Consider the following 12,440-nt stretch of genomic DNA (forward strand, 5'->3'; position numbering starts at 1 on the left):
CGTCGCCCTGCGCCCCCGCCCGGCGAGCTGATGCGTGAGCGCTGGCGCGCGAGTACCCATTCGCCAGTTTGCGACAGAGCGAGCTCGGGATCTCTTCATGCGACCGGGCCCGTCGCCCGGCGTCGTTCTAAACAACAAATAACATTATTTAACAATTGCATCCCTGCGAGGCGATCATGGAGTGAGCGCGCGCCGCACATCACCGCGCTACAGGCTTCTTCCGCATCATCAGGGGACGGCATCCTCCGTCGATTGGTGGGCTAGACAGGGCTTCTTCTTCGTGTCATGACCTGCGCCCGTTGCTCGAGCGTTCCCCGTAACCCACGATCCTCTCGGGCTCGCAGCTGAGCGAGCGCCGAGCCCGGTGGATCACTTCGACCGTTGGCGCACCCTGCATCCCCCGCGAAGCCTTCGATGCGCTGCGGGAAGCATGCATCGATTCGATGGGTGAAGCGCCTGGGCGCGCGCAGGTGGTCTTGCGTGCTTGAATCGAAAGGAACCGTTCGTGACACTTGGCATGACTTTTTCTGGGCATGCGCCCGGCGCCGCACAGGATGATCTGTCTGGATCTCGGAGCGCCATAGCGTCACTTCCTGAGCTGCTCGCTCGCCGCGCGGAAGAGCTCGGCGACGCGCCCGCGTACGTGCATCTCCACGAAGGCGAGGAGGAGACGGCGGCGCTCTCGTTCGCCGCGCTCCACGCCCGTGCTCGAACGATCGCCGCCTTCCTCCGCGCGCGCTATCCGCCGAAGAGCCGCGTCATCCTGCTGTTCGGCCCTGGCCTCGAGTTCATCGAGGCGTTCTTCGGCTGTCTGCTGGCGGACATGGTGGCTGTTCCCACCTCGCTCCCGCGGCCGAATCGGGCGGAATCTCGGTTCGACGCCATCACGGCCGACTGTGCCCCTGCGTGCACGATCGTCGCGAGAGCCACGCCGCGGGAGCGGAGCGCGCCGACCTCGCGCTCTGGGCTCGCCGTTCACACGCTGGAGGAGTGCTCCTCGGGCGCCGACGCCGGACGCGCGGGCGGCGCGCGTGGCGTGGAGGACGCGCGCGCCGCGCGCGGCACGACAGACGACGTCGCGTACCTGCAATATACCTCCGGCTCGACCTCCAGCCCCAAGGGCGTGATGGTCAGCCATCGCAACGTGCTGCAGAACTGCCGCATGATCGCCGACGGGTTCGGGATCGAGCGCGGCGACACCTTCGTCAGCTGGCTGCCCCACTTCCACGATCTGGGGCTGATCCACGGGATCATGCTGCCGCTCTTCGTGGGCGGCAGATGCACCAGCATGCCTCCGGCGTCGTTCGTCTTCCGGCCCATGCGCTGGCTCGAGGCGCTGTCGCGCCACCGCGGCCACCACAGCGCGGCGCCGAACTTCGCCTTCGATCTCTGCGTGACGAGCTCGACCGCCGAGCAGCGCGCCAGGCTCGATCTCTCCACGTGGAGGACGGTGATCAACGGAGCCGAGCCCGTCCGCGCGGGGACCCTCGCGCGCTTCATCGCAGCCTTCGCGCCGAGCGGATTCCGGCCCGACGCGCTGCGACCCTCCTATGGCTTGGCCGAGGCGACGCTGGTGGTCAGCGCCTCGCCGAGGCGCCCGCCGCGCGTCGTCACGGTGAGCTCCACGGAGCTGCAACAGGGGCGGGCGCGCGCCAGCGCCGCCGCGGAGTCCGACGCACAGGAGCTCGTGAGCTGCGGACGGCCCCTGCCCGGCACGCGCGTCGCGATCGTCGATCCAACCAGCGGAGAGGCTGCGCCGGATCTGCAGGTAGGCGAGGTGTGGGTCGAGAGCAGCGCGGTGGTGAGCGGCTACTGGGAGAATCCGGAGGCGACGAGCGCGTCGTTCGGCGCGCGGCTGCGCGGGACAGGCGATCTGCGCTTCCTGCGGACCGGCGATCTCGGGTTCATGCAGGAGGGGGAGCTGTTCATCACAGGGCGGCTCAAGGACGTCATCATCGTCCGAGGACGCAATTACTATCCACAGGACATCGAGCTCGCGGTGAGCTCCGCGCACGAGGCCTTTGCGCCCGACGGGGGAGCGGCCTTCTCCGTGAGCCTCGAGGACGGGGTGAGCTTCCCTGTCGAAGAGCCGGAGGCGATCGTCGTCTGCCAGGAGATCAAGCGCGGGCAGCGCGGGCTCGATCTCGAGGCGCTCGCGCGCGCCGCTCGGGGCGCCGTGGCGCAGCAGTTCGGGCTGCCGGTGCACGCGGTGGTGCTCCTCCCCCCGCGCCGCCTCCTCAAGACCACGAGCGGGAAAGTGCAGCGGAGGGCGTGCAAGGCGGCTTTTCTGCGGGGTGAGCTGGAGCCCCTCGGCGTGTTCCACGGCGCGCCGGCGCGCGATGGAGCGCCCGGCGCAGCCGCGGCCCAGGACGGGGCCTCCGCGACGAGAGGCGCGCAGGCCGGCGGCTCGAGCTGTACAGCGCGCCTCGGGGCGCTCGTGGGAGACATCCTTCAGGTGGACGCCGCGCGGCTGCGATGGGACGTGCCGCTCGTCGAGGTCGGGCTCGAGTCGGTCAAGGCGATCCAGCTCGCAGAGCGCATCGCCGGGTTCAGCGGCAGGCAGATCGCGCCGGTGAGCTTGATCGAGGGAATGACGTTGAACGAGCTGTCGCGCCTGCTCGCCGAGCCGCCCTCGCCCGGCGGCCGCGAGGAGGAGGTCCCCGCCGTCAGCCCAGGTGACGACGACCCGGGAGCGCCCTTTCGCCAGACCGACGTTCAACGGGCGTATCTGGTCGGGCGCGAGAGCGCCTTCGACCTCGGGGGCGTCGGCTGTCACGGCTACATCGAGCGGGAGTGCGAGGGGCTGGATCTCGAGCGCTTCGAGCAAGCGTGGAATCGGGTCATCGCACGGCACGCGATGCTCAGGGCCGTGTTCACCGGAGACGGGCTCCAGCGGGTGCAGCGGACGGTGCCCCGCTTCGAGCCGAAGATATGGGATCTCCGCGCGATGACGCCGGCCGACGCCGGCCGGGCGCTCGATGACATCCGTCATCGGCTGTCCCACCGCGTGTTCGCGCCCACGGAATGGCCCCTGTTCGACGCCGGCGTGTCGCTCCTTCCAGACGGCCGGCGCCGCGTGCACATCAACCTGGATCTCCTCGCGCTCGACGCCTGGAGCTGCGGGATCGTCTCGCGCGATCTGGAGCGCTTCTACGAGCAGCCCGAGCTCGATCTCCCGCCGCTCGGCGTGACCTTCCGGGACTGCATCGTCGATGCGGAGCGCCATCGACAGACGCCGGATCACGAGCGCTCGCTCGCGTTCTGGCGCGAGCGCGTGGCGAGCCTCCCCCCCGCGCCCGACCTGCCGCTCGCCAGGAAGCCTCGAGAGGTCACGCCGCCCCGGTTCGTGCGGCACAGGGGGCGCCTCGACCGGTCCGCGTGGGAATCGCTGAAGAGCCGGGCGAAGGCGAGCCGCCTCACGCCGTCGGCCGTTGTCCTCGCGGCGTTCGCCCAGGTGCTCGGGAAGTGGAGCGCCCGCCCGGAGTTCTCGCTCACGCTGACGTCGTTCGAGCGCCCGCGGCTGCACGAGGACGTCGCCGAGATCGTCGGCGATTTCACCACCGTGGTGCTCGTGGGCTTCGACGTGGGCGGGCGCAAAGCGGTCTCCGAGCTGGCGCGCGCCACCCAGGACCAGATCTGGAGGGCGATCGAGCACCGGCGCGCGGGGGCGATCCCGGCGCTCCGCCAGGCGCACGCGCCGAGCGTCCCCGTGGTGTTCACGAGCCTGCTCGGCCAGGGAGGGGCCGAGCCGCAATCGCTGTTCTCCTGGCTCGGCGAGGAGGTCTTCATGGTCACCCAGACGCCGCAGGTGTGGCTCGATCATCAGGTGACCGAGGACCAGGGGGAGCTCGCGTTCTCCTGGGATGTCGTCGACGGGCTCTTCCCCGAGGGGATGGTCGGAGCGATGCTCGAGTCCTATCTGGATCTGCTCGCGCGGCTGGCGCGCGGCGACGAGGCGCTCCAGCAGGCGAGGGTCGCGCTCCCGATCGCGCAGCAGGAGGCGCGCGCCCGGATGAACCGGACGCAGCAAGCCGCGCCCGAGGAGCTGCTCCACGCGGCGTTCCTCCGGAGCGCGGCGGCCCGCGGCGGGTCGCCCGCGGTGATCGCGCCCGGGGGGAGCATCACCTACGGTGAGCTCGACCGGCAGAGCAACGCCCTCGGCCGAGCCTTGCGGGCCCGCGGCGCGCGCCCCAACACCCTCGTCGCCATCGCCTGCGAGAAGGGCATGACGCAGGCGCTCGGGGCGCTCGGCGTCCTCAAGTCCGGGGCGGCCTACCTTCCCGTCGATCCGGCGTGGCCCCGGGAGCGGCTCTGGGGGATCCTGGCGCAGGGCGAGGCGCAGATCGTCCTCACCCAGGCGCGGTTCGCGGAGCCGGCCCGGTGGCCCGCGGGGACGATCGTCGTGCCCCTCGACGCGCCGGGCGGGCCGTCAGAGGACGAGTCGCCCCTCGAGGCCGTTCAGCGGCCCGACGATCTGGCCTACGTCATCTTCACCTCGGGCTCGACGGGGAGGCCGAAGGGCGTGGCGATCGATCACCGCGGCGCCGTGAACACCCTCGCGGACGTGAACGCGCGCCTCGGCGTGAACGCGTCCGATCGTGTCCTGTCGCTCTCGTCGCTCGCCTTCGATCTGTCGGTCTACGACCTCTTCGGCCTGTGGGCGGCGGGGGGCGCGGTGGTGCTGCCCGAGCCGGCCCGGCTGCGCGATCCCGGCCACTGGGAGGAGCTGATGTCCCGGCACGGCGTGACGTTGTGGAACACCGTCCCGGCGCTCATGCAGATGCTCGTCGAGCACCGGGCGGAGCGCCCGGGCGCCCCCGCGCCCCTGCGCGCCGTGCTCCTCAGCGGGGACTGGATCCCCGTGACCCTGCCCGATCGCATCCGCGAGGCGTTCCCGGGCGCGTCGGTGCTGAGCCTCGGCGGGGCGACGGAGGCGTCGATCTGGTCCATCGCCTATCCGATCACCCGCGTGGATCCGAGCTGGAAGAGCATCCCTTACGGCAAGCCGCTCGCGAACCAGCGGTTTTACGTGCTCGACGGGGCGATGGAGCCGTGTCCCGACGGGGTGCCCGGTCGCCTCTACATCGGCGGCGTGGGCCTCGCGCGCGGCTACTGGCGGGACGAGGAGCGGACGCGCGAGCGCTTCGTGACACACCCGGAGACCGGAGAGCGGCTGTACTGGACCGGCGACCTGGGACGCTGTCTGCCGGACGGGAACATCGAGTTCCTGGGACGCGAAGACTTCCAGGTGAAGATTCAAGGGCACAGGATCGAGCTCGAGGAGATCGAGGCCGCGCTGCTCCAGCACCCCGACGTGGCGAGCGCCGCTGTCTCGGTGGGGAGCACGGCGAGCGGTGGAAAGCGGCTCATCGCCCATGTCGTTCCGGCCCCGGGCAGGGCGCTCGAGGCGCCCGCGCTGCGGGCGTTCATCGCCTCGAAGCTCCCGGACTACATGGTGCCGGGCGCCTTCGTGGAGACGTCCCGCCTCCCCCTCACCAGCAACGGCAAGGTCGATCGCAGCGCCCTTCCGGATCCAGCGAGCGAGTCCGGCGTGGAAGCGCCGCCGCGGGGCACCGCGGACCCGGAGGTCCCCTTGCTGCAGGATCCGATCGCGAGGCTGAAGTTCAAGCTGAGCAAGCCGGCGCAGCGCGATGATCTCTCCGGGGCCGCCATCCCCCTGATCGCCCGCGCGCGCACGGACGAGGATCTCTCGGCGTTCGCGCGGCGGCGCAGCTATCGCCAGTTCCGGAGCGAGCCCATCACCTTCGAACGCCTGGCGCGCTTCCTGAGGCAGCTGTCTCCGGTGAGGTTGCCAGGTTATCCGCTCGCCAAGCAGCTCTACGCCTCGGCGGGCAACCTGTATCCGGTGCACGTGTATCTGTATGTGAAGCCGGATCGGATCGAGCGGGTCCCCGGCGGCACGTACTACTTCCACCCCGAGCGGGAGCAGCTGGTCACGATCCAGCCCGGCGCGCACATCGACCGGTCGGTCCACGGGGGCCCCAACGGGCAGGCGTTCGACAGCTCGGCGTTCAGCGTGTATCTGGTGGCGGATCTCGGCGCCATCGAGCCGGTGTACGGCAGCCGGGCGCGGGATCTGTGCCTCATGGAGGCCGGCGTCATCGCCCACCTGCTCGAGTCGACGGCGCCGGATCACCAGATCGGCCTCTGCCAGACGGGCGGATTCGACTTCGCGCAGGTCGCCCACCTCTTCCAGGTCGGCCCGCGCCACGAATACCTCCACGGCCTCGTCGGGGGGGCCATCTCGGACTCGGACACCACCCTCGAGGCGCTGGCCCGCGAGTCGGCGGCGCTGGCGGCCATGGTCGACGCCGCGACGCGCGCCGCGTCGCCGCAGGGCGCCGCCCTGGCGAGGCCGGAGCGGCCGCGCGATGGGCTCGCGCGAGCGCTCTCGTCGTACGTCGCAGAGCGCTGGACGGAGGAGCCCGTCAGGGTGGTTGTCGTCGACAGGCTCCCTGGCTCGGCGGAGGGCGCGCAGCGGTCGGTCCCGGAAGGCGCGCAGCGGTCAGCCCGGGAGGACGCGCCGCTGCCCGCCGAGCGAGCCAGGGCGAGGCCCGCCGCGGTGGCGAGCGACGGCCTGGAGAGCGCCATCGCCGGCATCTGGGCCGAGGTGCTGAGACGCCCGCGCGTCGGTCACGACGACAACTTCTTCGATCTCGGGGGCGATTCGCTCCTGCTCGTCAGCATGGCGCGCGGCCTCCGCGAGCGCTTCAACCGCGATGTTCCCCTGGTGCACCTGTTCGAGCATCCGACGGTGTCCCAGCAGGCGGCCTACCTGAGGACGCTCGGGGTGAACGCGCCCCCCTCGGCGAGAGGCGAGGATGCGGCGGCGGTCGGGGCCGCGCCGCGCGCAGCGGAGGGCGGCCGGTTCGACGCCATCACCGCGCGCGCCCAGCGGCAGCGCGAGCGAGGCCTGGAGCGGCGCGCGCCCGCGCCGTTCACGCCGGAGCAGGCCTCGCGCCGGAACAAGCCGGAGGAGTGAGCGATGCAGGACCTCGAAGATCTGCGCGATGCCATCGCGATCGTCGGGCTGAGCGGGCGGTTCCCGCAGGCGAACGATCCGGAGGCGTTCTGGAGGAACCTGCGCGATGGCAGGGAGTCCATCGCCCGCTTCACGGAAGAGGAGCTGATCGCCGCCGGGGTCCCTCGCGCCCAGGTGAGGGATCCGGGCTACGTCAAGGCGCGACCTGGCCTCGACAGGCCGGAGTGGTTCGACGCCGACTTCTTCGGATACAGCGAGCGGGAGGCGCAGTGGATCGATCCGCAGCAGCGGCTGTTCCTCGAGTGCGCGTACGAGGCGCTCGAGGACGCAGGTTACGACGCCGAGCGGTTCCCCGGCTGGATAGGCGTCTTCGCCGGCGCCAAGATGAACTCGTATCTCCTCTCGCACCACCGCGCGCTGCTCCAGAAGTTCGAGTCCTCCGAGGCGATGCAGCTCCTGATCGCGAGCGACAAGGACTATCTGACGACGCGCGTCGCGTACAAACTCAACCTCAAGGGCCCGAGCATCAGCGTCCAGACGGCCTGCTCCACCGGTCTCGCGGCGGTCCATCAAGCATGCCAGAGCCTGCGCGCCGTCGAGTGCGACATGGCGATCGCGGGCGCGGCGTCGGTGATGTTCCCGGAGCGGCGCGGGTACTTCTACGAGAAGGGCGGGCCCACGTCTCCCGATGGCCACTGCCGTCCTTTCGACGCCGACGCCGCGGGGACCGTGTTCGGCGACGCGGTCGGGGTCGTCGTGCTGAGGCGGCTCGAGGACGCGATAGAGCAAGGCGATTTCATCCACGCGATCGTCCTCGGGTCCGCGACGAACAACGACGGCTCCGCCAAGGTCGGGTACACCGCCCCGAGCGTCGACGGGCAAGCCTCGGTGATCGTGATGGCGCACGAGGTGGCCGGCGTCCGAGCGGACACCATCGATTATGTCGAGGCGCACGGGACCGGCACGTCGCTGGGCGACCCCATCGAGGTCCGCGCCCTGGAGCAGGCCTTCCGGCGCGCCGCCGCCCCGCTCCGCCGGTGCGCCCTCGGATCGGTGAAAGGGAACGTGGGCCACTCGAACACGGCGGCCGGCATCGTCGGGCTCATCAAGACGGTGCTGGCGCTCCGGCACGCGCAGATCCCGGCCACGCTCCACTACCAGCGGCCCAACGCGGAGATCGATCTCGACAGGTCCCCTTTTTACGTGAACACGGAGCTCCGCGCCTGGCCGAGGGACAACGGCCCTCGGCGAGCCGGCGTGAGCTCGTTCGGGATCGGGGGGGCGAACGTGCACGCCGTCCTCCAGGAAGGGCCGGCCTATCACCCGACCCCCGGCGGAGAGAGCGAGATCCTGGCGCTGTCGGCCCGGAGCGAGGCGGCCCTGGCAGCGATGCGATCGCGCCTCGCGGAGCACCTCGAGGGGCACCCGGAGATCTCCTTGCGAGACGCGGCGTTCACGCTGCTCGAGGGGAGGCGGAGGTTCTCGCACCGTGATTTCGTCGTCGCGTCGTCGTCGCCCGACGCCGTCGCGCGGCTGCGCGCGCCCAGACCGGGGCGAGGGGCGCGGACGGGCGCCGCCGGCGTGGTGATGCTGTTCACCGGACAGGGGAGCCAGCACCCCGGAATGGGCCGGCCGCTGTACGAGGAGCACGCCGTCTTCCGGGAGACCCTGGACGAGTGCGCCGAGCGGCTCCGCCCGCTCCTTGGCCGCGATCTGAGAGCGCTGCTGTTCGATGGCCCGGCCGAGGAGCTCCGGGAGACGGAGATCGCTCAGCCGGCGTTGTTCGCCGTCGAGTACGCCGCGGCGCGGCTGCTCGAGGAGTCGTGGGGCGTGCGCGCCGAGGCGCTCCTCGGGCACAGCGTCGGCGAGCTCGTGGCGGCCTGCGTCGCGGGGGTGTTCTCGCTCGAGGACGGGCTCCGGGCGGTCGCGGTGCGCGCGAGGTTGATGCAGTCGCTGCCGCGCGGGGCGATGCTCGCGGTGCCGCTGTCCGAGGGGGCGGCGCTCGAGAGCCTGCCACAAGCGCTGTCGCTCGCCGCGGTGAACGGGCCCGAGCTGTGCGTCGTCTCCGGCCCCGAGGCGGCCATCGCGAGGTACGAGGCGCAGCTCGGCGCGCGCGGGATCAAGGGACGCCGGCTCCAGACCTCCCACGCCTTCCACTCCGCCGCGACCGAGCCGATCCTGGACGAGTTCCGCAGGGTCATGGCGGGGATCACGCTGCGGGAGCCCCGGATTCCCCTCCTCTCCAACGTCACCGGCGGGTGGATGACGGGCTCGATGGCGCGGAGCGCCCAGTACTGGGCTGACCACCTGCGGCGCGCGGTCCGCTTCGGCGACGGCGTCAAGGCGGCGCTCGAGGGCGAGGGACCGCATCTGTTCGTGGAGGTCGGGCCCGGCTCGACGCTGTGCTCGCTCGTGCGCGCGGGGCTCGGGGGGAACGCGGAGAGCGCGGCCGTTCCGCTGATGCCCGGGCCGGGCGACGCCGGGAAGGGCCGGCGCGTGCTGCTCGAGGCGGCCGGCGAGCTGTGGGCGCGCGGCGCCGACCTGCGCTGGCAGGCGGTATTCCCGGACGCCCGGGCGCGCCGCGTCCCGTTGCCGACCTACCCCTTCGAGCGGAGGCGCCACGCGGTCGAGGACGGCCTGCCAGAGCCGTCCGCGAGCGCGACGGAGACCGCGGCTCCCGAGGGCGCGGAGGGCACCGGAGGAGCGCGGCTGTTCCGGCTCCGCTGGTCTCGTCTCCACGAGGCCGCCCCGGTATCCCAGCCAGCGAACGAGGCGCCGTGGCTGCTCTTCACCGACGCAGACGAGGGCGCGGGCGCGCTCGAGGCGCACATCCGCGGCTCGGGCGCTCGCGTGATCACCGCCCGCCCCGGGCCGGCGTTCGCTGCGTCGGGCGACCTCGGTTTCGTCCTGCGCCCTGACAGCGAGGAGGATCTCCGGGCGCTATTCTCGACCCTCGACGGGCAAGGCGTCTTTCCCCGGCGCATCGTCCACCTGTGGAGCGCGCTGGGGAGGCCGGGCGAGGGCGCTGAAGAGCTCCTGCGGAGGGGCTTGCTCAGCGTGTGCGCCGTCTCGCGGAGCCTCGGCGCCGCGCCGCCAGGGGCGGGGATCGAGCTCGCGATCGTGACCGGGGGAGCCCACGCGATCGCCGGCGAGACGACCCCTTCGCCGGACCATGCCGCGCTCGTCGGCCTCTGCCGCAGCCTGGGCAACGAGCTCGCCGGCGTCCGCTGTCGCGCCGTCGATGTGATCCCGCCGCGGGACGGGGAGACCACCACGTCGTGGGCGCGGGCCGTCTTCCGGGAGCTCGCGGGCGAGCCGGAGCACGACCTCGTGCTGCTGCGCGCGCAGCAGCGCTGGGTGCCCGCGTTCCAGGCGATCCTCCCTCCATCACCGGCCGCGGAAGCGTCGCGCCTGCGGCGCGGGGGCGTCTACCTGATCACGGGCGCCTTCGGTGGGATCGGGCTGCGCCTTGCCGAGCACCTCGCGCGCGCCTGGTCGGCGAAGCTCGTGCTGATGGGGAGGACGCCGCTCCCGCCGCGATCGGAGTGGCCGAGCTACCGGGAGCGCGACGGGGCGCTGGCCGCGACCGCCGAGATCCTCGAGGCGCTCGGGCGGATGGAGGCGCAGGGCGCAGAGCTCGTCGTCGCCGCCGGGGACGTGGCCGAGCCGCAGGACGTGGCGCGCGTTTTCGCCGAGGCGAGGGCCCGCTTCGGGCGCGTCGACGGGATCTTCCACGGCGCCGGGGTTCCGGGCGCCGGTCCGCTCCAGACGCGGACGAACGAGGAGATCTGCCGGGTGCTGTCGCCGAAGACCACCGGGACACGGAACCTCGCCGACCAGCTCGGGCAGGAGCGAGAGCAGCCGTTCCTCGTGCTGTTCTCATCGACGTTGTCCCATCTCGGGGCGATTGGACAGGCGGATTACGCCGCCGCGAACGCGTACCTCGACGCCTTCGCCGGGGCGCACCAGAGCGCGACCGGCAACCCGAGCTTCGCCGTCGCCTGGGACGGCTGGGAGCAGATCGGGATGGCGGCGCGGGCCGGGATCACCCCGCCAGGGCCCTTGCCGCCTGGGCCTAGGTCGAGCCTCCGGGGCCGCCACCCGCTGATCGACCGGGTCGACGGCGCGGCGACCGGGCCGCGGGTGTTCCACAAGCGGTTCAGCCTCGCGCGCGACTGGCCTGTCGCGGAGCACCGGACGCAGCGCGCCGGGCTGGTCTCCGGCACGACCCTGATCGAGATGGCGCGGGCCGCGGCCACGCTCGCGGGGATGGGCGCCGTCGAGCTGCACGAGGTCCGCTTCCATGCGCCCTGCCGCGTGGAGGACGGGGCGCCGCAGGACGTCTGTCTCGAGAGCGAGCGGAGCGGGACGCGGACCGAATTCTCGATCTTCGCACCGGGCCCCGCCGGGGCCAGGGAGCGGCTCGCGTCAGGCACCTGGATACCCGCGCTCGACGAGACGCGCGAGCACGCGCCGGTCGAGTCGATCCGGCGGCGCTGCCGCCCTGCGGCCGCGCGGCAGCTCTTCGAGGCCGTCAACGCGAGCGGCTTGCTCCGGTGGGGACCTCGCTGGGACTGCATCGAATCGCTCCATGTCGGGGAGGACGAGGCGCTCGCCGAGCTCCGTCTTCGCCCGGAGTTCGCGGAGGACCTGTCCGTGTACGGTCTGCATCCGGCGCTGCTCGACGTGGCCACCTCGGTGACCGCCGTGCTCGACCCTCGAGGGATCTACCTCCCCGCGGGGTACGGCCGCGTGGCCTGCCTGGCGCCGACTCCAACGCGGCTGTTCAGCCATGTTCGCCTGCGCCGGGAGGAGACCGAGCCTGGCCGTGTTCTCTCCGCGGACGTCACCCTGCTCGACGAGCAGGGGCGGGTCATCGCCGACGTCACCCGCTTTGTCCTCCAGCGCGTCCACGGCGGCGCCGGAGCCGCCCTCACCACGCCGTCGCACAGGATGTCGCGCGGCATCGACCCGGAGGACGGGATGAAGGCCATCGAGCAGATCCTCGCGCTCACCGGGCCCGAGCAGATCGTGGTCTCGCCGCGCGACTTCCCGGCCCTCGCCGAGCAGCAGCGCCGCGCCCGGCGGGAGCCCTCCGCGAGCCCGCGGCGACCCCTCGGCGACGACGAGCGGCCTCGCGACGAGATAGAGCGCGTGGTGTGCTCGCAGTGGGAGGAGCTGCTCGGCCGGCGGCCGATCGGCATCCACGACGAGTTCTTCAGCCTCGGCGGCCACTCGCTCCTGGCGATCCAGATCCTCTCGCGGATCAAGGACGCGTTCGACGTCGATCTGCCGAAGCAGGACATGTTCGAGGGGGCGACCGTCGCCCGGCTCGCCGAGAAGATCACGAGCGCGCTCGCCGAGCGCCTCGCGATGCTCGAGTCGATGACAGACGCGGACGCGCCCGGCGAGCCGTCCTGAGCCGTGAACGCGCCGG

General features: G+C 72.1%; 2 protein-coding genes. Both read left to right on the forward strand.

All coding sequences use genetic code 11. The features are described 5' to 3' along the window. The first annotated feature begins 517 nt into the window (after positions 1 to 517). Positions 518 to 7,003, forward strand: coding sequence for an amino acid adenylation domain-containing protein (locus WMF12_RS36370; RefSeq protein ID WP_437873929.1), 6,486 nt, complete (start codon positions 518 to 520; stop codon positions 7,001 to 7,003). Positions 7,004 to 7,006: 3 nt separating this feature from the next. Beyond that, positions 7,007 to 12,424, forward strand: a complete 5,418-nt coding sequence (locus WMF12_RS36375; RefSeq protein ID WP_437852604.1) for an SDR family NAD(P)-dependent oxidoreductase — start codon at positions 7,007 to 7,009, stop codon at positions 12,422 to 12,424. Positions 12,425 to 12,440 lie beyond the last annotated feature (16 nt).

This window comes from Sorangium sp. So ce363 (genome assembly GCF_051520435.1).
Lineage (GTDB): Bacteria > Myxococcota_A > Polyangia > Polyangiales > Polyangiaceae > Sorangium > Sorangium cellulosum_B.